Annotated in this window: 19 protein-coding genes; 10 read left to right on the top strand and 9 right to left on the bottom strand. The window is 63.1% G+C overall.

Going from position 1 to position 23,227, the window contains the following annotated elements:
* Positions 1-294: 294 nt before the first annotated feature.
* From SU48_RS01805 to fba, 3 genes are all read right to left on the bottom strand, one after another.
* Complete coding sequence (locus SU48_RS01805; protein ID WP_064013752.1) at positions 295-2,820, bottom strand: S8 family serine peptidase; 2,526 nt, start codon at positions 2,818-2,820, stop codon at positions 295-297.
* Between the two features lie 125 nt (positions 2,821-2,945).
* Positions 2,946-3,665, bottom strand: a complete 720-nt coding sequence (locus SU48_RS01800; RefSeq protein ID WP_231881657.1) for a hypothetical protein — start codon at positions 3,663-3,665, stop codon at positions 2,946-2,948.
* Between the two features lie 139 nt (positions 3,666-3,804).
* Positions 3,805-4,722 (bottom strand): class II fructose-1,6-bisphosphate aldolase, encoded by a 918-nt coding sequence (gene fba / locus SU48_RS01795; RefSeq protein ID WP_064013750.1) that lies wholly within the window; start codon positions 4,720-4,722, stop codon positions 3,805-3,807.
* A 340-nt stretch (positions 4,723-5,062) separates the two neighbouring features.
* Here fba and SU48_RS01790 point away from each other — a divergent pair, with 340 nt between their 5' ends.
* The gene (locus tag SU48_RS01790; RefSeq protein ID WP_064013749.1) at positions 5,063-6,310 is read left to right on the top strand and encodes an aminotransferase-like domain-containing protein; all 1,248 of its coding nucleotides are present in this window, start codon (positions 5,063-5,065) and stop codon (positions 6,308-6,310) included.
* A gap of 77 nt (positions 6,311-6,387) precedes the next feature.
* On the opposite strand, the gene SU48_RS01785 is transcribed toward SU48_RS01790, so the two are convergent.
* From SU48_RS01785 to purE, 3 genes are all read right to left on the bottom strand, one after another.
* A complete protein-coding gene (locus SU48_RS01785) occupies positions 6,388-7,551 on the bottom strand; it encodes a VanW family protein (RefSeq protein ID WP_064013748.1) in 1,164 nt (387 codons plus the stop codon).
* 85 nt (positions 7,552-7,636) lie between these two features.
* Positions 7,637-8,773: a 5-(carboxyamino)imidazole ribonucleotide synthase gene (purK, locus tag SU48_RS01780; RefSeq protein ID WP_064013747.1), complete on the bottom strand. Its 1,137-nt coding sequence runs from the start codon at positions 8,771-8,773 to the stop codon at positions 7,637-7,639.
* 76 nt (positions 8,774-8,849) lie between these two features.
* Positions 8,850-9,335, bottom strand: coding sequence for a 5-(carboxyamino)imidazole ribonucleotide mutase (purE, locus tag SU48_RS01775; protein WP_064015782.1), 486 nt, complete (start codon positions 9,333-9,335; stop codon positions 8,850-8,852).
* Between the two features lie 113 nt (positions 9,336-9,448).
* On the opposite strand from purE, the gene SU48_RS01770 reads away from it, so the two are divergent.
* The 3 genes from SU48_RS01770 (at position 9,449) to SU48_RS01760 (ending at position 12,847) form a co-directional block, all read left to right on the top strand.
* The gene (locus tag SU48_RS01770) at positions 9,449-10,660 is read left to right on the top strand and encodes a glutamate ligase domain-containing protein (protein ID WP_064013746.1); all 1,212 of its coding nucleotides are present in this window, start codon (positions 9,449-9,451) and stop codon (positions 10,658-10,660) included.
* Positions 10,661-10,886: 226 nt separating this feature from the next.
* Positions 10,887-11,609 carry an endonuclease III gene (gene nth, locus SU48_RS01765; RefSeq protein WP_064015781.1) on the top strand — a complete coding sequence of 241 codons (723 nt, stop codon included), beginning with the start codon at positions 10,887-10,889 and terminating at the stop codon, positions 11,607-11,609.
* Positions 11,606-12,847 (top strand): MFS transporter, encoded by a 1,242-nt coding sequence (locus tag SU48_RS01760; protein ID WP_064013745.1) that lies wholly within the window; start codon positions 11,606-11,608, stop codon positions 12,845-12,847. The genes nth and SU48_RS01760 overlap by 4 nt, the downstream gene beginning before the upstream one ends.
* A gap of 168 nt (positions 12,848-13,015) precedes the next feature.
* Here SU48_RS01760 and SU48_RS01755 read toward each other — a convergent pair whose 3' ends face one another.
* Both SU48_RS01755 and SU48_RS01750 read right to left on the bottom strand, forming a co-directional pair.
* A complete protein-coding gene (locus SU48_RS01755) occupies positions 13,016-13,870 on the bottom strand; it encodes an isoprenyl transferase (protein WP_064013744.1) in 855 nt (284 codons plus the stop codon).
* A 187-nt stretch (positions 13,871-14,057) separates the two neighbouring features.
* Positions 14,058-14,375: a hypothetical protein gene (locus SU48_RS01750; RefSeq protein WP_064013743.1), complete on the bottom strand. Its 318-nt coding sequence runs from the start codon at positions 14,373-14,375 to the stop codon at positions 14,058-14,060.
* A 250-nt stretch (positions 14,376-14,625) separates the two neighbouring features.
* On the opposite strand from SU48_RS01750, the gene SU48_RS01745 reads away from it, so the two are divergent.
* From SU48_RS01745 to tmpR, 4 genes are all read left to right on the top strand, one after another.
* The gene (locus tag SU48_RS01745; protein WP_064013742.1) at positions 14,626-15,531 is read left to right on the top strand and encodes a DMT family transporter; all 906 of its coding nucleotides are present in this window, start codon (positions 14,626-14,628) and stop codon (positions 15,529-15,531) included.
* Complete coding sequence (locus SU48_RS01740; RefSeq protein ID WP_231881656.1) at positions 15,528-17,039, top strand: ABC transporter permease subunit; 1,512 nt, start codon at positions 15,528-15,530, stop codon at positions 17,037-17,039. Before SU48_RS01745 ends, SU48_RS01740 begins: the two co-directional genes overlap by 4 nt.
* 103 nt (positions 17,040-17,142) lie before the next feature.
* Complete coding sequence (locus tag SU48_RS01735) at positions 17,143-17,553, top strand: NUDIX domain-containing protein (protein WP_064013741.1); 411 nt, start codon at positions 17,143-17,145, stop codon at positions 17,551-17,553.
* The gene (gene tmpR / locus SU48_RS01730; RefSeq protein ID WP_064013740.1) at positions 17,550-18,281 is read left to right on the top strand and encodes a bifunctional dihydropteridine reductase/dihydrofolate reductase TmpR; all 732 of its coding nucleotides are present in this window, start codon (positions 17,550-17,552) and stop codon (positions 18,279-18,281) included. The genes SU48_RS01735 and tmpR overlap by 4 nt, the downstream gene beginning before the upstream one ends.
* A 20-nt stretch (positions 18,282-18,301) precedes the next feature.
* Here tmpR and SU48_RS13855 read toward each other — a convergent pair whose 3' ends face one another.
* The gene (locus tag SU48_RS13855; protein ID WP_082869606.1) at positions 18,302-18,493 is read right to left on the bottom strand and encodes a hypothetical protein; all 192 of its coding nucleotides are present in this window, start codon (positions 18,491-18,493) and stop codon (positions 18,302-18,304) included.
* Between the two features lie 227 nt (positions 18,494-18,720).
* Between SU48_RS13855 and dnaE the strand changes: the two genes are divergently transcribed.
* Positions 18,721-22,731 carry a DNA polymerase III subunit alpha gene (gene dnaE / locus SU48_RS01725; protein WP_064013739.1) on the top strand — a complete coding sequence of 1,337 codons (4,011 nt, stop codon included), beginning with the start codon at positions 18,721-18,723 and terminating at the stop codon, positions 22,729-22,731.
* A complete protein-coding gene (locus tag SU48_RS01720) occupies positions 22,728-23,225 on the top strand; it encodes a hypothetical protein (protein ID WP_157451048.1) in 498 nt (165 codons plus the stop codon). The genes dnaE and SU48_RS01720 overlap by 4 nt, the downstream gene beginning before the upstream one ends.
* The last annotated feature ends 2 nt before the right edge of the window (positions 23,226-23,227 follow it).

Genomic DNA, 23,227 nt, shown 5'->3' with positions numbered 1-23,227 from the left:
AGGTAAAGGCAATCTAGGTCAGGCTAGAGCGGGGGCAAAGGCAAGACTCAGCGCAGCATCGAAACGGATTAAGGGTGAGCTTGCCGGAATGCGCACCGAAAAAGCAGAAGCCAACGCTGGGGCTGGCCTCTGCTTACTGATTTGGAGAATCTAGGGTGTTGCTGCCCTATACGAATTCCGTCCAATTCTCGGACACCCAGAACACCACAGGGTGTCCGTCCATCTCCCAGAATTCGTATCTCTTCCCACTCGCTTTGCTCGGATTGAATCCCAAAAACCGGGACTCAATCGGAATTACTTCATCAGCCAGTCAAAGCTGGTTTTGATCAGGACACTCCGGCTGCTGGGCGTCAGGCCTTCCAGACCGAAGCCCATGTTCACGGTGCGGTAAGCGCCCGCGTTGTTGGCGACGATGGCTCCGGCGTTCTCGTTGGCATTCTGCGCGGTCACGCGGGGACGCTGCGTGGGCTGTTGGCCGCCCAGCACCTGATTCAGGATGCCGCCGATGATGTTGGCTGCCAGTTTCTCCACGAGGCCGCGTGGGTCTTGCACCTTCTGGGTAGCGCGGTTGCGGTTCGGGTCGACGCGGATGCTCTGGGCCGTGATGGTTCCGGCGGTGGCCCCAGCGGTGCCCCACCCTGCCACCGTGCTGCTGCCGTTCAGATCCGCAATCACGTCGGGGTAAAACTGGTTGGCGGCGCTGCCCTGCGCGTTCAGGGTAAAGGCGGTGCTGCCGAAGGCTCCGGTGGTCACGAACTTGGCGGTGCCGCTGCTGTCGGCCACAAAGCGGGTTTTCAGGGTGGCGCGGTAAAACTCGCTGGCCCCGATGTCGTAGCCGATGTCCTGCCCGGTCAGCAGCAACCTGCCGCCGCCCGCGAGGTACTGGCGCAGGGTGTTCTGGTCGGCGGCGGTCAGGGTGTTCTGGTACTGCTCACCCGTGGCCCACACCACTACGTCGTAGGTCTTCATTTCGCTCAGGGGAATGGCTCCCAGCGTCTGCGTATTCCAAAGGAAGGCCGAAGCCGCGTTGGCTTTGATCGCGTCGCGCAGGGCCGCCGTCACGTCCGTGCCCTGACCCATGTCGTCATCGACGAGCAACACGGTAGGCTTCTTGCCGCCGCCGCTGGGTGCGGGCGCAGGGGCCGGAGCCGGGGCAGGCGCGGGGGCAGGTGCAGCGCCGGGACGGTCTTTGATGAAGCAGCCCTTCCGCACACCCACCAAGGGGTCAGTGCCCCACTCGGCTACCGTGCAGTTGAAGCCGTCGGTGGCGACGCCCGTGATGTATTTGCCGTTGTTGCCGAACGCCGCGTCTTTTTGGCCGCTGAAGTTGCACTTGGAACCCTCGATGGCGCAAAGGGTGAACCCAGCAGGCCCGGTGGGATTGGCTGCGGGTGGGGTGGGTGTCGGGGCCGGGGCCGGTGGAGGAGTAGGCGTCGGAGTTGGAGTAGGGGCCGGGGCGGGCGGAGGCGTTGGGGTGGGGGTAGGTGCAGGAGCCGGAGCGCCCGTAGTGACGCCCAGTTTGCCCAGTGCGCCGGGTACGCTGATCACGCCGTAGCCCACGTTGTTGTTTTTGCTTCCCGCGTTGCTGGCACTGGTGTACAGGGCGTTTTTAATCGCGTCCACGCCTGTGCCGGGTTTGGCGCTCAGCATCACGGCCACCGCGCCCGCTGCAATCGGGCTGGCCTGAGAAGACCCGCTGAGTGCGCCGTACTGCCCGTTGGGGAAGGCGCTGGTAATGGCGACGCCGGGGGCGGCAATGTCGGGCTTCACGAAGACGCCGTTGATCGCGCCCTGCCACGCCACCGGGCCACGGCTGCTGAAAGACGCGACTTGACCGTTCTGGTCTACGGCACCCACACCCACCACGTCGGGGAGGTTGCCGGGGCTGCCCGTGCTGCCGCTGGCGGGGCCAAAGTTACCGATGGCGAACACCGGAACCACGCCCGCCTTGATCATGTTCTGCACGGGCACGATGAATTCATCGAAGGTGCCGGGGATGCCGAGGCTCATGTTCACCACGTCGGCCCCATCGTCGGTATCGGCGTTGTTGTCTGGGTCGAGGACGTACTGCATGCCCGCGATCACCTGTGCAAACGTACCCTCGTTGTTGGGCAGCACCAGCGCACTGATGATTTTGGCGCTAGGGGCCACGCCCACCGTGTCTCCCACCAGCAGGCCCGCCGTGTGCGTGCCGTGGTTGGAAGAATCGCGGGCCTGCGTACCGATGCGGTCACCCTCGGCGTTAAATTCGGCAAACGACAAAATCTTGCCGTTCAGTTGCGGATGAGAGGCATCCACGCCGCTGTCGAGGTGGCCGATGCGGATACCCTGACCCTTGAATCCGGCGGCCCACGCCTGCGGCGCACCGATGCTCTGGAGGTGCCAAGGAGTTCCGGCGGGAGCAGAAGCCGCACTGAGGGCCACCGCTTTGGGAATCTGCACCTTAAAGTTCTCGAACACGTCCGAGACGAAGGGCAGCAGGGCCAACTGACGCGCCTGCACTGGGGTCATGGGCAGGTACACGCTCTGGTCAAGCCACAACTGGGTGGCCCGGCCCGACGAGATAGCCTGATTCAGAAACCCAGCAGCGGGGCCGAGTTGGGCGATTTTGGCTCCCAACTGGCCGCGCAGGTTCTTGAACAGAGCGCGTCCGCGTGCGTCGTTAACGACCTTAAAGCGCACGATGACGCCCACTTGCGTTTGGTCGCCTTTTTTGGCCCGCGCCAGCAACGTCGGAGAGAGGCCCGCCGCCTCTGCCGTAGAAACGCCGCCCAAAGCGAGGGCCGCGCCGAGCATCATCATTCGGGTCAACTTATTCATACTCGCAGCCTAGCGGCCCAGACGTGACGCCCCCTGAAGCAGTCATGAGGAACCCTTGAGGTGAGGTCAGGGATTCATCAGGCAGAGAGGAGTGGGGAACTCAGCACATCGACCCCACGCCCCATTCAGCGCGTATAGCCCAGAATCAATTCGCCCTCGTCGATCCGGCCACGCAGCATGCTCAGGCGGTTATAACTCAGGATGATCTGCCCACTGCTCAGCATCAGCAGGGTCAACTCACCATTGATGCCGTTCTGGGTCACGGGGTCGTTGGCCCGCACGCGCCACTGGTAGCCCAGCTTCACGTCCAGCGTCCGCTCTGGATTAGCACTGGGCGTAACCGCACTGGGCCGGGCACTGAAGCCTTCCGGCACACGCAATTCGCCCGTTTTCAGGTCGATGGTCACGCCCTTCAGCACGCCGTTCATGCCTGCTGTATCTCCAAAGGTCAGGCGGCCATTGTCGCGGATAACGGGCAACTTCAGGGTCTTGCCGCTGGGCGCGAGGGACTGCTCGAACACCAGATACCGCTTGAACTCCGCTTGGGTAATGCCCAGCCGGGCGTCATAGACAGGCGCTTTGCCCTGCGACACGGTCACGATCACGGTTCGCAGGGCATCCGGGCTGCCGCCCACGTTGGTCACGCGGCGCTGGAGTTCAAACAAGGACAGGCTCGAACGGCGCTCCAGAATCTGGGTCGTCTGTCCGGCCTGCGGCAAAAGGGTAGCGAGTTTGGCCTGCCAACCCGTGGGCAGCGGCGTCGACCCCTGTGTGGTAGCGGCGTGGGCAACCACGGCCACCAGACTGGTCAGGAGGAAAGGAAGGAGGGGGCGGGCGGCCTTCATGCCAATCGGCAGAATAAGCCGCGTGGGTGAGAATTCTCCCGTGACCGCCTGACGCACCCCTCAGACTCGTTGGGGGTGTCTTGGTGGGGGGAACAGGGGCCAGACCCACAGGCCGACCCCAGTTCTCTTGCTGGTGCGCTTACGCCTTGCCGACGCTGCCCAGCACGCGCATTTTGTGTTCGATGACCTGACTCATGACCTCGCGGGCGGGGCCGAAGATTTTGCGGGGATCGAATTCCTTGGCGTTGGCGGCCAAGGCTTCGCGAATGCCCACCGTGCTGGCGAGGCGCAAATCGGTATCCACGTTTACTTTGGCGATGCCGTGCTGGGTGGCCTTCTGAAGGTCTTCGTCGGCAATGCCCGCCGCTTCACCGATCTCGCCGCCCGCTGCCCGGAACCGCGCGATAATATCGGCTGGCACGCCGCTGCTGCCGTGTGCCACCAAGGGGATTCCCGTCATGGAGGCAATCTTCTCGATGCGGGCGTGATCGATGTAGGGACGGCCTTTGCCCTTAAATGCGCCGTGGCTGGTGCCGATGGCGATGGCGAGGTAATCGGTGCCGGTCTGCTCGATAAACTGCACGGCCTCTTCGGGATCGGTCAGGAAGGCGTCTTTTTCGTCTACCACGATATGTTCCTCGATGCCGCCCAAGCGCCCGAGTTCCGACTCCACGCTGATGCCCATCGCGTGCGCGGCTTCCACGACGCGGCGGGTTTCGCGCACGTTGCCCTCGAAGGAATGGTGAGAAGCGTCGATCATGATGGACGTAAAGCCCATGCGAATGGCGTTGAGGGCCGACTCGTAGGAGGAACCGTGATCGAGGTGCAGGGCGACAGGTACGGAAGCGCGGGTCGCCAAGTCCCTCACGATGTTGGCGAGGTCTTGGCCGCCGTACTTGATGGCCCCCTCGCTCATCTGCACCATCACGGGCGAGCGCAGTTTTTCGGCGGTATGAATGATCGCCTGCGTGATTTCCATGTTGTTGGTGTTGAAGGATGCCACGCCGTACTTGCCTGCGCGGGCGGGAACGAGAATGTCTGAACCGGTAACGAGCATGGTGATGCCTCCTGAGGGTGGCCGGGGTGGGCCTGAATGAACTTGAGCGGAAACGTCATCTGGGGATGGGCTTGGTTTGGGCGGCCAGAAGGAACACCCCGGCCCAACTGTACACACCAACCCCGAATGTACTCACCAACACTGTACGGCTAGCACTGTAACCGCCCCAAGCTGGCCTGTGTGCGACTTGACCAGTCCACTTGTAGATTTGGACTGCGTTCAAGGCGGCATAGGGCAAAAGCTGCAGCGTCCACCCTGCTCAGACAGCCGCGCCCCTGCCTGCCACTGCGCCCGGACTCCACACAGACGGCCAGCCTGCCGGGGCGTTACGATAGGGGGCATGACCGCGACTGTGCCTGCACCGAACGTTGCACCCCCACTGGATTTCACCGCCCTGCTGAGTGACCGTGCCCGCAAGATGACGGCCAGCGCGATCCGCGAGATTCTGAAAATTACGCAGGAACCCGATGTGATCAGCTTTGCGGGTGGCCTGCCTGCCCCCGAACTGTTTCCGCTGGACGACGTGCGGGCCGCGATGGACGCCGTGATGACCCGTTACGGCGCGGCAGCCCTGCAATACAGCACCACCGAAGGCCACCTGCCCCTGCGCCAGTTTTTGGCCGAGCGTGCAGGCATCACGCCGGGGCATGTGCAGATCATGACGGGCAGCCAGCAGGGACTGGATCTGCTGGGCAAAATCCTGATCTCCGAGGGTGACATCGTGCTGGTGGAAAGCCCGACGTACTTGGGAGCGCTGCAATCCTTCCAGCCGTATGGCCCGCAGTACCTAGAGATGCCCACCGACGAGGAAGGCATAGACGTAGACGCACTGGAAGAGCTGCTGAAGGGGCTGAAGGCGGGCGGCAAGCGGGCCAAACTCTTGTACGCCATTCCCAACTTTCAGAACCCCACCGGGCGCACGCTGAGCAAAGAGCGCCGGGAACGATTGGTGAACCTGACCGCCGAACACGGCCTGTTGGTCATCGAGGATGATCCCTACGGCCAGTTGCGCTTTTCGGGCGAAGCCGCGCCCAGCCTGTACCAGATCGCGCTTGACCGGGTGGGCGGCAATCCGGATCACAGCCACATCATCTACAGCGGCAGCTTCAGCAAAACGCTGGTGCCGGGACTGCGCGACGCGTGGGTGCAGGCCGCCAAGCCCCTCATCGAAAAGCTGGTGCAGGCCAAGCAGGGCGCAGACCTTCACACGCCCACGCTGAACCAGATGATCGTGACCGAACTGCTGCCCACCGTGCTGCCCCGCCAGATTGAACTGATCCGGAAGGCTTACGGCGAACGCGCACAGGACATGATCCGGCACATCAAGGCTCAGTTTCCGGCGGGCGTACACCACACGGTTCCGCAGGGCGGCATGTTCCTGTGGGTCACGCTGCCGGAAGGCGTAGACACCCTGCCCATGCTGGCCCGCGCTGTAGAACGCAAAGTGGCCTTCGTGCCCGGAGCGTCCTTCTTTGCGCTGGGCGGCGGCCACAACACCATGCGCCTCAGCTACAGCAACGCCACACCCCAGCAGATAGAGCGCGGGGTGAAGGCGCTGGCGGAGACGATTTCAGAAACTGTGAAGTGAGTTCCTGAACGTAGAGGGTGGATCGTGGAAAGGGCATACAGGCTTTCATCCACGATCCACCCTCTGTTCGATTCTGCTTACAGTCTGCCGTCTTTAGGATTCACGCCGTACACCGCGCCCCACGGGTTGTACACGCTTTTTAGGGTGTCCTTGCTCATCACTGCGCCGCTGGGAGATTTGATGGTGCGGGTGATCAGGCTGGTCATGCCCTGCATCGGCGTATCCAGTACGCGGCGGCCTCCCATAGCCACGCTGGGATCGGGCGTGTAGCTGGGATTGGCGGGCGCTTTGAAGTTGCTGATCACGGGCTTGCTGACACTCACCGTGCGCCCGGTGTTGGCCCCGAACACATCGAAGCGCAGGGTTTGGGCCTTGGTGTCCCACGCGGCCTGAATGAACAGGTGCTTGCCCGTGTCGTTCTTCATTCGCAGGTTTTTGCTGGGCGCGTATACGGTGGCCTCGTAACCCACAGGATCGTAATAGGAGACGCGGTGGCTGTGTTCGTGGCGCTCGGTAATGGGCAAGCCCGCCTGATAGAGCGCCCGGAAAATAGTGGTGCTGACTTGGCAGATGCCACCGCCGTCCTCTTTGGTGAGGGTGCCGCCGCTGATGACGAAGCCCTTCACGAATCCGGTGCTGGCGTCGATCTGGCCGATTTCCTCATTGAAATTGAACTCGTGATCCGGCGCAATAAAGAAATTGTCGAGTTTGCTGGCTCCCACCAACACGTTCTTGACGCGGAAATCGGGGCTTCCCTTATAGCTGCTGTTGCCGCTCGCGACATGCCACAGCACGCCGCGCCCCGCCAGCACTTTTACGCTGCGTTCGGGCACCACGGCCTTAAACACCACTTCGGCGCTGTCTTTGCCCGCCATGATCGCCTTCAGCAAGTTGGACTTGGTGGCGTCCTTGTCGGCAATCCAGCCAGTCTGCTGCGTCGCTACCCAAGAGCCGCCCACATTCCTAAAGCTGGCGGGACGAGGGGCACGGGCATTGATCTGGTCAAACATCTTGTCCAGCACGGGGCTGAGGGTAGTGCTGACCTTGCTGTTTTTCTTGCTGGCCGCTACACCAGCGGCGGGCAGCTTCCAAGACTTCACGATTTCAGCGGTCTTCACTTCGCCCTTCTGAATTTTTTGCTCTGTGGCACGCAAAATCAGTTTAAAAGGAGCGTCGGTGGCGGCCTGCGCGGAAGTCGCACCACACAGGCCAAGAGTAAGAAGGAAGCTCAAGCGTGTCATATCCCTGATGCTGAGGCTGAGAGGCTGACGCGGCGTGAGGCCCGCTTGGGACGGCGTTTAATTGTCGGGGGGCGGGGAGAATATGTTAAGGAATCAACCGCTCCAACTCCGCCAACCGCGCTGCCAACGCCTCCGCATCCGCCGCCACCAAGTTCACATGCCCCAGCTTGCGCCTCGCCCGCCACGTCTTGTGGTACAGATGCAGATGCGTACCCGGCAAGGCGTCTATGCCGTCCCAGTCGGGGTGCAGCGGTTGGCCCTCCACATAGTCCGTCCCCACGATATTCACCATTGCTGTGGGGTGCAGGGGCCGCCAGTCGGCAAGGGGCAGGCCCAGCACGGCCCGCACCTGCGCCTCGAATTGGCTGAGGCCGCCGCCGTCTTGGGTGAGGTGGCCGCTGTTATGGACACGGGGGGCGACTTCATTGACCAACAGCTGTGTTGACCCAACTTGGCCCCCATCCAGCACGAAGAATTCCAGCGTCATCAGGCCTTCTAGCGCCCAGCTTTCGGCGCAGGCGCGGGCCAACTCGCGGGCTCGGGGTTCTAGCGTTTCAGCATCGGTGGCCGGAAAAACGCTGGTGCGGAGGATGCCTTCTCGGTGGACATTTTCGATCAGGGGGCCGAACGCGACGGCTCCGGCAGCAGTGCGGGCTACGCTGAGGCTGACTTCCCGCACAAAGGGAACGAGGCCTTCCAGCACGCAGGCCGCGCCGCCCATCCCCGCCCACGCCTCGCTCAATTCCGCGTCACTGTTCACCCGCGCTTGACCTTTGCCGTCGTAGCCCAATTCCGACGTTTTGAGGATGCCGCGCCCGCCCACTGTCGCCAACGCGCCCTGCAAGTCGGCGTCGGATTCGATGACGACGAACGGGGCGGCGTGTACTCCTGCCGCCCGCAACGCCTCTTTTTCGCGGGCGCGGTGCTTGGTGCGCTCCAGCAACGCCGTGCCCGGACGCACCGGAACCCGTCCGGCAAGGGCTTCTAGTGCCTGCGTGGGTACGTTTTCAAATTCCAGTGTCACGGCGCTGCATTCGGCCAACCGTGCCAGACCTTCGGCGTCGGTATAGGCGGCGTGCAGATGTTCGGCGCACAGGCGGGCGGGGGCGTTCGGGTCGGGTTCCAGCACCACCACGCGCACGCCCAGCGGTAGGGCGGCGAGGGCCAGCATTTGGGCCAGTTGGCCGCCGCCGAGGATGCCCAGAGTCAGGCCCTCTCTCATACGGATTCCGTCCAATTCCCACTCACTCTGTTCGGATTTCGAGATTGATAAGTCAACCGTTCCATCGGAGTTTTTTTCACGCTTCCCCCGCCTGTGGGTGGCCTTCAAACCAAGGGTCATCCAGCACCGCCCGCGTTTGGGCGTCCCGGTAGGCTTGCAGGCGATCCCGCACGCCCGAATCGGTTCCGGCCAACATCGCGGCGGCGAACAGGGCGGCGTTTTTGGCTCCCGCCACGCCAATCGCAAAAGTCGCCACAGGAATTCCGGCGGGCATCTGCACGATGCTCAGCAGGCTGTCCTGGCCACTGAGAGCACGCGACTGTACGGGCACGCCCAGCACCGGCACCCGCGTAAACGCCGCCAACATGCCGGGCAGGTGTGCCGCGCCGCCCGCCCCCGCGATGATGCAGGTCAGGTTCAGGCGCTCGGCCCGCGCCGCGTAGGTGGGCAGCAATCCGGGGGTGCGGTGGGCACTCAGCACACGCACCTCGTAGCCCACGCCCAACGCCGCCAGCGTGTCCAGTGCGCCCTGCATGGTCTCGAAGTCGCTGCGGCTGCCCATGACCACGCCCACCTGTGGCCCGGTCTGCGCCCCTTCCCGTTGCTCTGTGCCCTCTGTCCCGGTTGCCGTGTCCATATCAGGGGGCATCCTAACCCGCTACAGTCGGGGGCGTGATGGACGCCGTACCCGCCTCTGCCCATGCCCAGTCAGACCAGCCCGACTACGACTGGTTCTATGCCCGCACCCGCAATGGGCGCACGCGGGGGCCAGAGGTGGCGCGGGCGTTGCTGGACGCCCAAAGCTCGCCCGACGCCGCGTTTGCCTCTATTCGCGTGGTGGGCACCAACGGCAAGGGCAGCACCTGCGCCATGCTGGAAGCCGGACTGATCTCGGCAGGAGTCCAAACCGGGCGCTTTACCAGCCCACATCTGATCCACTTTGAAGAACGAATCCGCGTGAACGGGCGAGAAGTGGCCCCGGCGCGGGTGGCAACCTTCATCCGGCAAGCGCGGCAAGAAGGCTGGAACGGTGCGTTTTTTGATCTGTCGCTGCTGCTGGCCTGCACCGTCTTTGCCCAATCGGGAGTGCGCGTGGCCGTGATGGAAGCGGGCGTGGGCGGCGTGAGTGACGCGACGCAGGCGCTCCAGAACGTGGCGGCGGTGGCGCTGACCAATGTGGCGCTCGATCATGTGGGGGTGCTGGGGGCAACGGTGGCCCAAATTGCCCGCGACAAGGCGCTGGCCGCCCGCCCCGGCGTACCGCTGCTGACCACCGCCACCGGAGAAGCCTTAGAAGTCATCCGCGCCGTGTGTCACGAACAAGATGCGCCGCTGTATACGCCCGCCACGCATCCGGCCCTGTTTGCCTTGCCACACGCTCCAGCCCTGTTGGGCGCACACCAACACAGCAACGCGGCCCTCGCTTTGGCGACGCTCCGCCTGCTGGGGTATGAAGCCGGGGCAGAAGCCGCCCTTGCCGCCCCTCATCCGGCCCGCTTGGAGGAGTTCGTGCTGAACGGCAAAACGGTGCTGATAGACGGCGCACACAACCCGCATGCCACGCAGGCCCTCGCCGCCGCCGTGCCTCAGGCCGACGTGCTGCTGTTCGGCAATCTGGCCCGCAAAGACACCGCCGCCACGCTTGCGCCGCTGCTGGCGGTGACTCCGCTGCGCGTCTTTACGGCCCCCGGTGACCTTGCCACGTCGCCGGGGGAATTGGCCGAGCAGTACGGCGGCGAAGGCATAACCGACTCTGCTCAGGCGTTGGCCCGCGCCTTGGCCCTCACCCCGGCGGGCGGCACGTTGTTGGTGGCTGGCAGCCTGTATCTGGCCGGAAGCGTGCGCGAGTGGCTGGTTGCTGGCCCCACAGAACCGAGTGACGGCTAGCCACAGCGTCTAAACTTCCTCTCCTTGCCCACAGTCAAGAGATTGCTCTCAGCACGCTGCGCCTGCTCTCTACAACCGACGTTCCAAACGCGGTACGCCCCCGCCCCAGCACCTTCGACCCTTGACCTGTAGACCCTTAGACCGCCCCCACACCAACGATGAACATTCCCCGTCTGACTTGCGCGGACAGGCCCCGGTACGCGGGTGTAGGTTGAAGGCCGTGACTGTGCCGCCCTTTCCCCCTCCCAAGACGGCCCGCCCCTCCGTTCCTCAAGCCAAAGCGGCGGCGCGGCTGCCTGCCGGGGCCAAAGCCCGCGCTCCACAGGTATTGGCGACACTGCAAGCAACCTATCCCGACGCCCGCACCGAACTGAATTTTTCTAGCCCGTTTGAACTGTTGGTGGCCACGGTGCTCAGCGCACAGGCCACCGATGTCAGCGTGAATGCCGCCACGCCCGCCCTGTTTGCCCGCTACCCCGACGCGCAGGCCATGAGCTTGGCCGAACCCGCCGATTTGGAACCGCTGATTCGCACCATCGGGCTGTACCGGGGCAAGGCGCGAAACTTGGCGGCGCTGGCCCGCTTGCTGCTGGAGCGGCACGGCGGCGAGGTGCCCAACGACTTTGAGGCGGTGGTGGCGCTGCCGGGAGCGGGGCGCAAAACGGCCAATGTCGTCCTCAGCAATGCCTACGGTTACCCCGCCATTGCTGTGGATACCCATGTGGGGCGGCTGGCGCGGCGGCTGGGCCTGAGTGTGCAGACCAACCCCGACAAGGTAGAAGCCGATTTGGGGCGGCTGTTTCCGCGTGACCGCTGGGTGTTTTTGCACCACGCGCTGATTTTGCATGGGCGGCGGGTGTGTACGGCCCGCAAACCCGATTGCCCCGCCTGCCCCATGCGCGACTTCTGCCCCAAAATCGGTGTGATGCAGCCGGAAACCCAGCTATGAACGTCCGATTTTCCAATCAGGTCTGGTTGTTCTTGGCCGCCAGCTTCAGCTTCGGCATTTCTCAGGCGTTCGCGGCGCTGTTTCTCAACTTCTACTTGCGGGAACTGGGGCTGGGGGCCGAGTGGCAAGGCGTCCTGAATGCGTTGCCCGCGCTGACGCTGGCGCTACTGGCACTTCCGGCGGCGGGGCTGGCACGCCGAATTGGCAACGTGCGGGCCATCGCGCTGGGCAGCGTACTGGGACTGGTGGGTGCAGTGGTGCTGGCCTCGGCGTCCGGCCCCCTGATGGCGATGCTGGGCGCAGTGGTGCAGGGGGCGGGCACGGCGGCCCTGATCGTGGCTGGATCGCCCTTTATGGCCGCGCATTCCACACCCCAGAGCCGCGTCACGCTGTTCAGTGTGCAAAGCGCCCTGATGACCGGAGCGGGGTTTTTGGGCAACCTGCTGGGCGGGCGTGTGCCGGAACTGTACGCCGCCAGCACCGGGGGTGAGCCGGACGGATTGGGCGCACTGCGGACGGCGCTGCTGGTGGCCGCAGGATTACAGGCATTGGGCCTGATTCCTGTACTCAGTCTGCGTCCGGGTCAGCCCGCGCCCGCTTCCGGGGGCCGCACCCTCGCCGTAGAAGACCGCCGCACCATGACCCGGCTGGTCACGCCCAACGTGTTGGTCGGGCTGGGCGCGGGGGCCACCATTCCCTTCCTGAACGTGTTTATCGAGGGCAAATTCAATATCAGCTATGCCAGCCTCGGCACGCTGTTCGCGTGGGCCAGCCTTGCCACCGCCGCCACCGCCCTGATTCAGCCGTGGGTGGTACGACACTTGGGGCCGCTGCGGGCCGTGTTGGTGGTACAAATCAGCAGTTTGCCTTTTCTGGCCCTGCTGGGATTCGCGCCTGAACTGTGGATCGTCACGGCGGCCCTGTTTACACGCGGCGCACTCATGAACGCCACTGGCCCGGTCTATTCGGCCCATGCCATGACCGTGCTGAGCGCAAGAGACCGCCCGCTCTATTCCGCTGTGAACGTGATCGGGTGGAACATGGGCTGGGCTATCAGCAGCATTCTGGCGGGCGTGGTGCGCGGGGCGCTGCCGTTTGGCACGGCCTTCAACGTGCTGTTTGGCTGGACACTGACCATGTACGCGGGCAGTGTGCTGGCAATTTATCTGGGGTTGTACCGTCCGGCACGGCGGGCAGGCACGCTGGAGCAGAAGGCGGCGGGGGGCGTGGGGGACTGAGGGAGAGGGAGGGCAATCGCTGCCGCTCACTCACCCCCGCTGCTGGCGCAGCTCTGCGAGCCCCAGCCTCCCCCCTCTCCTGCGGAGCTGTACCAGCCAAGGGTGAGGGAGCGACACAAAGCTTTTTGCCCTCCCTTAGACCCTAGACCTTTAGACCCTTAGACAGCCTTACCGCCCGAACCGCCGCTCCCGCCCCTGAAAATCGCGCAACGCACGCAAAAAATCCACCCGCCTGAATCCCGGCCAGTACACGTCGCAGAAATAATATTCGCTGTACACGCTTTGCCAGAGCATAAAGCCCGACAGCCGGATTTCGCCGCTGGTACGGATAATAAAGTCAGGGTCGGGCGTGTCGGCGGTGTACAGGTGGGCGCTGATGTGATCGGGTTCCAGCGTGGCGGCGGCCTCAGCAAGCGTCATTCCGGCTTCGGCCTGTGCTTGCAGATGCAGCTTCACGGCGTCCACGATTTCTTCCCGGCCCCCGTAGCCCACCGCGATATTCAGGCGCATGCCGTCGTAGCCAGCGGTTTTTTCTTCCAGTTCTTTCAGGGCGTCCAGCACCTGCGCCGGAAACGCCTGATGCTGCCCGATGGCCCGCACGCGCACGCGGTTGGCATGAATGCGCGGGTCGGTGGCGAGGTTGCGGGCCTCGCGCTCCAGCAGACTCAGAATATGGGCCAGTTCCACGGCGTCGCGCCCGGCGTTGTCGGTACTGAGAACCCAAATGGTAGCGGCGGGAATGCCCAATTCTAGGCACCACTGCAACACTTCGTGGGCTTTGTCGGCCCCAAAGGAATGCCCCACTTCGCGCTGAACTCCGGCGGCGCGGGCGAATCGGCGGTTGCCGTCTAAGATCAGGCCGAGATGACGCGGCAGCTTGCCATGCGCTTTTACTTCGCGTGCCAGACGCTGTTCGTAGCCCCACAGCAAAGCCCCACGCGCCGCGCTCCGGCCCTTTTGGGCAGTCGTCAGGGCCAGCGTGAGGGCGCTGTTTTTCGGTTTGCCGTCCGTATCGTTGCTCATGCGCGGGCCACAGCAGGAGCCATGCTAGACAGAACGGAGTCGGCCAAATTGGACGGACGGGAAAGGAACAGCGGCGTGCGGGAACCAGACATCGCTCCGCAGTTTACCGCCGCCGCTCGCCTGCAACCGTCCGCCAAAAGGGGGGCAAATGAAGGCCGAGTTTAGGCCTTGGCCTCAGCCGCCAGTTTCAGCCGTCCGAGTTGCGGTCTACGCCGCTGGCTCCCATCTGGTCGGCGTCGCTGCCTTCTCCGGTGGGGTTCAGCATGCCGCTGTTGTCCATCTGCTTGGCGGGGTCGCTCTGGCCCGCGATTCCGGTGGGCAGGCCCTGCTGTTGGTGCTGGTCTACAACTTCCTCGGTGGCCGCCGCATCTGCCGCCGTGCCCGCACCGCCCTGCATATTGGGGTCAAGGTTGGTATTGGCCCCGTGCGTGCTGGTCGCGTTTCCGGTGTGATTCTCCATCGTTTCGGGAGTGCTGCTGGTGCTGCTCGGTTTGCCTTCGCCCATGCGTGGTGCCTCCTAGAGTTGTGCTTGAGTTGGTCAGGCGATTCTGGCGGGTGTGGGGGCAAGGCGGATGGGGGCGGGGTTGATGTGGTGCTTATGTGGGGGAGGCGTAGTGAGCAACGAGGGTTGCCCTTTCTTAGACCCTAGACCTTTAGACCCTTAAACTCCGCTCCCGGAGACTCTACCCGCCCCCGTCCCCCCAACTGGAACGCCCGCCGCCCCCCCATTTGCGCCCATGCTTTAGGCTGACGCCGTGAGCGTCCTCCCCCCTGCCCGCCCCGCTGTCGCCCTAGATTCGTTGTCGCTGGCCGCCATTCTGGTCACCATCGTGTTTTGGGCGTCGTCGTTCGCGGGCATTCGGGCGGGGCTGGAGGCCTTCTCGCCGGGGCATCTCACGCTGTACCGGTTTTTGGTGGCAAGTGCGGCGCTGGGCACTTTCGCGCTGGTCACGCGCATTCCGCTGCCGCCCCTGTCCGATCTGGGCCGCATCGCCTTGCTCAGTTTTTCGGGCATCACGCTGTATCACATTTGCCTGAATTACGGAGAAGTCAGCGTGCCCGCCGGAACCGCCAGCCTGATTATCGCGGCGGGGCCAGTGATTACGGCGCTGCTCGCTACGCGCTTTGGCAACGAGCGGCTGAATCTGGTGGGCTGGATCGGCACGCTGATCAGCTTTTCGGGCGTGGCCCTGATCGTGCTGGGCAAGGGCGAAAGCGTGAACTTTACGCAGGGCGCACTGCTGATCTTGGCCGCCGCGCTGTTTACCAGCCTGTATTTCGTGTTCCAAAAACCCCTGCTGGCCCGCATGAAACCGCTGCACTTCACGGTCTGGTCGCTGATGCTGGGCACCCTTCCCATGCTGATCTTCTTGCCCGGCTTCGGCTCCGAGTTGGCCCGCGCACCGCTGGCCGCGCACCTCGCCGTCATCTATATCGGGCTGTTTCCGGCGGCGCTGGCATACATCACGTGGTCATTCGCCCTATCGCGGGTGGGGGCCAATACCACCGCGTCATTCCTGTATGTCAGCCCGGTGCTGGCCATCCTGATCGGCTGGCTGTGGCTGAATGAAGTGCCGGGCGTCATCAGTCTGGTGGGCGGCGCGATTTCTATTGCGGGCGTGATCTTGGTGAATACGCTGGGCAAGCCGAGGAAAGTGTGAGCATCCCCGAACCCGTCTCTATCGAAGCCGCCCCCATTCAACTGGAGGACGTAACCGTGCGCCTCGGCAGCGAAACCGTGCTGTCGGGCGTGACCTTGGATGTGCGGCGCGGCGAATTCTTGGCGATCATCGGCCCCAGCGGTGGCGGTAAAAGTACCCTGCTGCGCGTCATCGCGGGCCTGCTCAAGCCGCAATCCGGGCGGGTAGAGGTGTCGTCGGCCCCCGCGCTGGTGTTTCAGGATTACCGCCTGCTGCCTTGGCGCTCAGCGCTGCGGAATGTGCAACTGCCGCACGATCTGGGCGTGGGTGATCTGGGCAAGGAAGGCGGCCTCAGCGCCCGCGAAGCCCTGCATCTGGTGGGTATGGACGCCTACGCCGACTATTTTCCGGCGCAGTTGTCGGGCGGCATGCGGGCGCGGGTGGCGCTGGCACGGGCGTTGGCCCAAAGCGGCGATGTGCTGCTGCTGGACGAACCGTTTGCAGCTCTAGACGCATTGGTGCGCGAACGCTTCAACGCCGAGTTGCGCCATTTGCACGAAAAAACGGGCCGCACCACCGTGCTGGTCACGCATTCCATCCGCGAGGCTGCCACACTCGCTGACCGGGTGGCCGTGCTGAGAGACGGGCGCATCGTGGATATTCTGGACACCCGCACCAAAGCCGTGCCGCCCGCCCCCACCGTCACCGAGGGCCGCCTGCGCGACTTGCTGGGCACTGGAGACAGCACCCGCCTCCGCGCCGAGCGCCCGCCGCAGAGGCCCCGGTTTCCGTGGGCACCCGCCGCCGCGCTGTTGGTGGGTTTGGTGCTGTGGGAACTGGCTGCCCGCGCTATCGGGGTGCCGCTGCTGCTGCCCGCGCCCGCGCAAGTCTGGGCCGAGTTCCTCAAAACGCCCGCCGAATTTGCCGAAGCGGCGTGGGGCACGGCCCGGATCGCTCTTCTGGGCGCACTCTTGGGCAGCTTGGCAGGCATTCTGATCGGCTATCCACTGGGCAAACGGCCCGGTTTGGAGCGCCTGCTCAGTCCGTATGTCATCGCCTCGCAAAGTACGCCGATTGTGGTCATCGCCCCGCTGCTGATCACTTGGTTCGGCTTTACCCTCATTCCCGCCATCTTGGTCAGCGCCCTCAGTGCCCTGTATCCCATCATGATTGCCACCATCGTTGGGGTGCGCGAAGTTGACCGCACCTATCAGGAACTGTTTCTGAGCCTGCGGGCCAACTTCTGGCAACGCCTGACCCGGCTGGAACTCCCCGGAGCCTTGCCCGTCATGCTGGGCGGCCTGCGGTTGTCGCTGAGTCTCGCCCTCATCGGCGCGGTGGTCTGGGAATTTGTGAGCAACCAGAAACCGGGACTGGGCTTTTTGGTCAATCAGGCGCGGGCCTATTACCAAACGCCCCGGCAGTTTGCCGCCATTGCCCTACTGATTTTGCTGGGTGTGGCGCTGTACATAGGCGTCACGGCCCTAGAGCGCCGGGTCATGCAGCGGCGGGGCAGAAGTGTCAGGTAGAAAGCATTCCGGCTTGGTTAAACGCCGTTCTTAGACTGCTCCACCCCCCCAGATAGCCACATTCCCGACAGACCGCCGCACCGATGCGGATACCCTAAGCAGCATGGACAGGCCGCTGGTATGCGTGGGTGTGTTGGTGTGGGGGCCAGATGGCCGGGTGTTGCTGGTGAGAACGACCAAATGGCGCGGCTCTTGGGGCGTGCCGGGGGGCAAAGTGGAGTGGGGCGAAACGCTGGAAACGGCCACCAAGCGCGAGTTTGTGGAAGAAACGGGTCTGGTCTTGCGCGACGTTCGCTACGCACAAACGCAGGAAGCCGTGTTGCCTACGGAGTTTCACAAGCCCTCGCACATGCTGCTGATCGACTTTTTTGCGCGGGCCGACACGTTTGAGATTGCGCCTAACGAAGAAATAGAGGCGTGGGCATGGGTGGAACTGGGCGAGGCCCACACCTACCCGCTGAATTCGTTTACGCGCACGTTGGTTGATCTGGCGCTGGCTCAGGGTGAGGCATGAGCGAAGTTCGTTCCATAGGCACGGCGCTGGTTACGGGTGCGGCACGCGGCATTGGGCGGGCGCTGGCTTTGGCGCTGGCCGCCGAGGGCTTTAACGTGGCCGTGCATTACCGGGGCAGCCAAGCCGATGCACAGGAAACGGCGCGGCTGTGCCAACTGGAAGGCGTGCAGGCCGTCATTCTTCAGGCCGACTTGACCCAGCCCCAACAGGCGCGGGAGCTGGTGCAGCGGGCGCACAACGCGCTGCCTGGTTCGCCGCTGGCCGTACTGGTCAACAACGTGGGCAACTACGTGCATAAGCCCTTGCTGGACACCTCCGATGCGGAATGGGCCGACATGTTGGGCAGCAACCTGAACGCCACGTTTGCCACCTGTCAGGCCGCCGCGCCGCTTCTGCGTGAATCGGGGTATGGCCGGATCGTCAATCTGGGCTATGCCGGGGCCAGCAACATGGTGGCCCGGCCCGGCATCGTGCCCTACGTGATCGCCAAAGCGGGCGTGCTGCACCTCTCGCGAGCCTTGGCAGTGGTGTTGGCAGGCAGCGGCGTTAGCGTCAATGTGGTGTCGCCGGGGGTGATCGAAACCAGCATCAGCCAACCCCTGCGCGAGATTCCGGCGGGGCGTCCGGGCACGGTGGCCGAACTGGTAGACGCCGCGCTGTACTTCGTGCGGGCCAGCGACTACGTGACCGGGCAAGAGTTGGAAGTAGCGGGGGGCTGGAATCTGTAGAGGCGGGAAAGGTGCAAATTTCAGCGCCCCTTCTCCGCCTTCCAAGTGCCACCGTATCTATATTCCGGATTGTCTTCTTCGGCTTTTCGGCGGCAGGGAGGGCACAGGAACACCCAGCCTTCTTCCTCTTTCCGAATCACTCGGTACATCACGGGCGACGGTTGACCGCACTGGGCACAGGGTTTTTCTCGCACGCGGTGGGTGGCGGGCATGGCTTCAGCATAAGCAGGCCGGGGCTGGGGCGGGATGTGAACCGAATTCATCCGACTCCCGAAAATTCGGAACAGCGCCGAATGTTCGTCCATCTCCTGAACCTGGTCTTATGTGCTGTTCGCGTTGGTCAGGTTCGGCTTCGCCTCACCGCAATTGAACTGGCCTGAGCGTTCGTCAAGTTCCCACGCCACTGAAACCGCGCCCGCCTTGCGCCTAGACTCGCCGCATGACCGCGCCCGATCTGGCCCCCCCGTTTCACATTCATCTGCCGGACGGCTCCTGCTGCACCCCCGACGCTCCCAAGATTCCCCGCTTCGCGCACCTGCACCAGCACACGCAATACAGCCTGCTGGACGGGGCCGCCAAGCTGAAAGACCTGCTGAAGTGGGTCAAGGAAATCACGCCCAACGACCCCGCCTGTGCCATGACCGATCACGGCAACATGCACGGCGCGGTGCATTTTTACAACTACGCGGTGGGCATGGGCGTGAAGCCGATTCTGGGCTACGAAGCCTACGTCGTCCCCGGCTTCGGCACGCGCCGTGACAAAAAACCCGGTGTCAGCGGCGAAAAGGGAATCTTTCACCTGACGCTGCTGGCCCGCACCTTCGAGGGCTATCAGAACCTCTGCCGCCTCAGCTCTCGCGGCTACACCGAGGGGTATTACTACAAGCCCCGCATCGACCACGAACTGTTGCAGGAGCACTCCAAGGGCGTCATCGCCTTTTCCGGCTGCCTAGGTTCCGAGGTACAGCAACTGCTGATGCACGGGCGCGAGGCCGAGGCGCGGGAACGGATGCTGTGGTACCGCGACCTATTTGGCGAAAACTATTACATCGAGATTCAGAACCACGGTATAGACCATCAGGCCCGCATCAACCCGATTCTGAAGGCGTGGGCGCAGGAACTCGGCATCGGCATGGTCGCCACCAATGACGGCCATTACGTGAAAAAAGAGGACGCCTCGGCCCACGATACGCTGCTGGCAATTCAGACCAAAGCCATGCTGGCCGATGAGAACCGCTTCCGCTTCCAGTGCGACGACTTTTACGTCAAGACTCTGGACGAAATGCAAGTGGCCCTTCCGGTGGCCGAGTGGGGCGAGGAACCCTTCGACAACACCGCCCGGATTGCCGCCCTATGCGACGTGCAACTTCCGGTGGGCAACAAGCGCGTGTACCAGATGCCCGCGCTGCCCATTCCGCAGGGCCGCACCATGTCCGAGGAACTGCGAGTGCAGACCTACCGGGGCACCGTCAAGCGCTACCCGGCGCACGCCACCGAAAGTCTGCTTAGAGACTACGCCGTGCGGTCTTTGGCCGAACTGGGTACGGATGATGCCGCCCGTGTTCTGGCCCGTGTGGACGGCTGCGACGCCACCACCTGTGACTTAGAGACCCTGCTGACGCTGATCGCCTTCTTGGGCAGCGAGTGGGAGGCACGCGGTAAGGCGGCAGGCGAGAAATACACGCCGTACCCGGCATTGGTGAAGATGGAGGCGGAAGCCGAAGCAGGCACGCTGCCCCCTTACGCGCACGAGGATTGCCGCAAGGCCCAAAAACGCGACTCCGACACCTCTATTGAACTCGACCCCACCGCCGACGACTCCGAAACCACCCGCGCCCACCACCTGCACGCGCTGACCATCCTGCGCCGCGCCGAGTACGAACTGAGCGTCATCAACAACATGGGGTTCCCCGATTACCTCCTGATCGTGGCCGATTACATCAACTGGGCCAAAGATCAGGACATCAGCGTGGGGCCGGGGCGCGGTTCGGGCGCAGGCTCGCTGGTGTGCTACGCCATGCGGATCACCAACCTCGATCCCCTCGAATTCGACTTGCTGTTCGAACGGTTCCTGAATCCTGACCGAATCTCGATGCCCGACCTCGATATCGACTTCAACGATGCCCGCCGCGCCGAGGTCATTCAGTACGTGCAGGACAAGTACGGCGAGGACAAGGTGGCGCTGATTTCCACCTTTGGGACGATGGCGAGTAAGGCCTGCCTGAAAGACGTGGCCCGCGTGATGGGGCTGGAATACGCCAAAGTCGATAAAGTGAGTAAGCTGATTCCGATCAAATTCGGCAAAAGCTACAGCCTAGAGCAGGCCCGCGAATCGGTGCCCGACATTCAGCAACTGCTGGCCGACGACGCGCAACTGCTGGAAGCCTACGAGTTCGCGCAAAAGCTGGAAGGCCTGACCCGTCACGCTTCAGTTCACGCGGCGGGTGTGGTCATCGGGCGCGACAAACTGACCGACCTCGTGCCCGTCATGCGCGACACGTCGGGCGTGGGCATGGTCTGTCAGTACGACATGAAGGCCGTGGAAGACATCGGCCTGATCAAAATGGATTTTCTGGGCCTGCGAACCCTGTCCTTTTTGGATGAAGCCAAGCGCATCATGCGGGAATCCCAGAAGATCGAAATCGACTTCGACGCGATCCCCTTTGACGATGAAAAGACCTTTGAGTTGCTGAGCCGGGGCGACACCAAAGGGGTATTCCAATTGGAAGGCGCGGGGATTGCCGACGCTTCCCGCCGCCTGAAGCCCCGGCGTTTGGCCGACATTATCGCCCTGAGCGCTCTTTACCGCCCCGGCCCGATGGAAAACATTCCGACCTATGTGCGCCGTCATCACGGTCTAGAGCAAGTGGACTACGTGCGCGACGGTTTTCCCAACAGCGCCCAGTGGCTTGAAAAGATTCTGTCGGAAACTTACGGCATCCCGGTGTATCAAGAACAAATTATGCAGATCGCCTCGGAAGTCGCTGGATTCAGCTTGGGCGGGGCCGACTTGCTGCGCCGGGCGATGGGCAAGAAAGACACGGCAGAAATGGCGAGGCAGCGGCAGATTTTTGTAGACGGCGCAGAGATTAATAAAGTACCAAAGGAAGAAGGCAATAAACTCTTCGACTTGCTGGATGCGTTCGCGAACTACGGCTTCAACAAGTCCCATTCGGCGGCTTACGGCGTCATCTCCTATCAAACCGCGTGGTTGAAAGCCAACTACCCCGTAGAGTTTATGGCGGCCCTGCTCACGGTAGAGCGGCGCGATTCCGACAAGGTAGCCGAGTACGTCTCTGACGCCCGCAAGATGGATGTGAAGGTGTTGCCACCAGACATCAATAGGTCTAACGCCGATTTTGCGGTGGCGGGCGAGGAAATTTACTTCGGCATGTACGCCATCAAGGGCCTAGGCGAAGCGGCGGTGTTGAGGATTCTGGAGGAGCGCGAGCGGGCCGGAACGTTCAAGTCTCTGGCCGATTTCTGCTCACGCCTCGGCAACAAGGTCTGCAACCGCAAGGCGCTGGAAAGCCTGATCAAATCGGGGGCCTTCGACCTGTTTGGCGAGCGGCGGCAACTGATGGAGAGCCTTGAAGACGCGATGGAAGATGCGGCTGGCACGGCAGAAATCAACGCCCGCGCCCAAAGCGGTATGAGCATGATGTTCGGCACCGAAGAAGTGAAAAAAGAGCGGCCCCTCAGAACCGGAGTAGACGCATACACCGACCTTCAGCGCCTGTCCATCGAGAAAGAAGCGTTAGGCCTGTACATTTCCGGCCACCCGCTGGAGCAGCATGAGGGTCTGCGCGAGGCCGCCAGTTGCCGCATCAGCGATCTCGATACTTGGTTTACCACCCAAAATGTGGCCCCCGGCAAGCGCATTAAAGCGGTGTTGGCAGGCATGATCGAAAGCGTGGTGAAAAAGCCTACCAAATCGGGCGGCATGATGGCCCGCTTCATCTTGGCCGACGAGTCCGGGCAGACCGAACTGGTGGCCTTTTCCCGCGCCTATGACCGCATTCAGGACAAACTGGTGAACGATATGCCCGCGCTGGTGATCGTGGAACTGGAGTCGGAAGACGGCGGCCTGCGGGCCATTGCCGAAGAAGTGGTGAGCGTGGAGCAACTGGGCGAGGTGCCCAAAGTCATGTACGTGACCATAGACCTAGAAACGGCCAGCCCCGACGCGGTGGGTGAGTTTCAGAGCGTACTGGACGAACACGCGGGCAATATGCCGACTTACTTGCGCCTGGAGACGCCCGAACAGTTCGTGGTCTATCAGTTAGATCACGCGATGGGCAGCCCACAGGCCATTAAGGTGCTGAATCAGACTTTCCCTTGGGCCGATGCGTACTTGGCCTACGATCAGCAAACCATCTTGGGACGGTTCGCGCCCAAGCCGCCCGCGTGGATGAACAAGCAAGGTGGCGGGCGGGGCATGCAGGCTTGAGGGCCGTCAATCAGCAGGTGGCCGATGAAGCCTTAACGTGGGGCTGGATGCACTGGGTAGGCTTGGCGTCATGGCCGGAAATTATCGCTTGGGCCGATGGCTGGATCATGCAGCTTGAGCAGTGGCCGAATGAACTCACCGAAATCAGCCTGTATGCCCGCGCCCGCGACGCTGATATGTCTCAGGCGCTCCGTGATCTATCGCGGGCTGGACGGCCAGAGGAGGCGGCAAAGTTGTTGGTGGGGCGGATGTTGGCGCGGCTTGATGCGGGTGACAACCCTCATGAGTTGATTTATCGGCTCTGTCAATTGAGCCAGACTAAGTTTGAACGGCCCTATGTTTTTCTGCCCGACAATCTTAGTGATGCCATTTACGCTCTAGAACTTCACAGCGAGAGTATTGACCCTGAATACGGCTGGCTCAAACGAGATGCTGCAACAGATACGCTCTGGCTCAGGCAAGAAGCATACAGGATTCTGTCAGGGCTGATTTAGCT

It is taken from the genome of Deinococcus puniceus, assembly GCF_001644565.1.
In the GTDB taxonomy this organism is placed as follows: Bacteria; Deinococcota; Deinococci; order Deinococcales; family Deinococcaceae; genus Deinococcus; species Deinococcus puniceus.
Note: the sequence above shows the minus strand (reverse complement) of the source record. Positions and strands in the feature narration are given on the sequence as shown.

Excerpts from the sequence above, each read along its gene's own strand:
- SU48_RS01760 (WP_064013745.1), top strand. The coding sequence starts at position 11,606 with ATGAACGTCCGATTTTCCAATCAGGTCTGGTTGTTCTTGGCCGCCAGC.
- SU48_RS01800 (WP_231881657.1), bottom strand. The coding sequence starts at position 3,665 with ATGAAGGCCGCCCGCCCCCTCCTTCCTTTCCTCCTGACCAGTCTGGTG.
- SU48_RS13855 (WP_082869606.1), bottom strand. The coding sequence starts at position 18,493 with ATGCCCGCCACCCACCGCGTGCGAGAAAAACCCTGTGCCCAGTGCGGT.
- SU48_RS01790 (WP_064013749.1), top strand. The coding sequence starts at position 5,063 with ATGACCGCGACTGTGCCTGCACCGAACGTTGCACCCCCACTGGATTTC.
- dnaE (WP_064013739.1), top strand. The coding sequence starts at position 18,721 with ATGACCGCGCCCGATCTGGCCCCCCCGTTTCACATTCATCTGCCGGAC.
- fba (WP_064013750.1), bottom strand. The coding sequence starts at position 4,722 with ATGCTCGTTACCGGTTCAGACATTCTCGTTCCCGCCCGCGCAGGCAAG.
- SU48_RS01805 (WP_064013752.1), bottom strand. The coding sequence starts at position 2,820 with ATGAATAAGTTGACCCGAATGATGATGCTCGGCGCGGCCCTCGCTTTG.
- SU48_RS01735 (WP_064013741.1), top strand. The coding sequence starts at position 17,143 with ATGGACAGGCCGCTGGTATGCGTGGGTGTGTTGGTGTGGGGGCCAGAT.
- SU48_RS01750 (WP_064013743.1), bottom strand. The coding sequence starts at position 14,375 with ATGGGCGAAGGCAAACCGAGCAGCACCAGCAGCACTCCCGAAACGATG.
- SU48_RS01770 (WP_064013746.1), top strand. The coding sequence starts at position 9,449 with ATGGACGCCGTACCCGCCTCTGCCCATGCCCAGTCAGACCAGCCCGAC.
- tmpR (WP_064013740.1), top strand. The coding sequence starts at position 17,550 with ATGAGCGAAGTTCGTTCCATAGGCACGGCGCTGGTTACGGGTGCGGCA.
- SU48_RS01755 (WP_064013744.1), bottom strand. The coding sequence starts at position 13,870 with ATGAGCAACGATACGGACGGCAAACCGAAAAACAGCGCCCTCACGCTG.
- purE (WP_064015782.1), bottom strand. The coding sequence starts at position 9,335 with ATGGGCAGCCGCAGCGACTTCGAGACCATGCAGGGCGCACTGGACACG.
- purK (WP_064013747.1), bottom strand. The coding sequence starts at position 8,773 with ATGAGAGAGGGCCTGACTCTGGGCATCCTCGGCGGCGGCCAACTGGCC.
- SU48_RS01785 (WP_064013748.1), bottom strand. The coding sequence starts at position 7,551 with ATGACACGCTTGAGCTTCCTTCTTACTCTTGGCCTGTGTGGTGCGACT.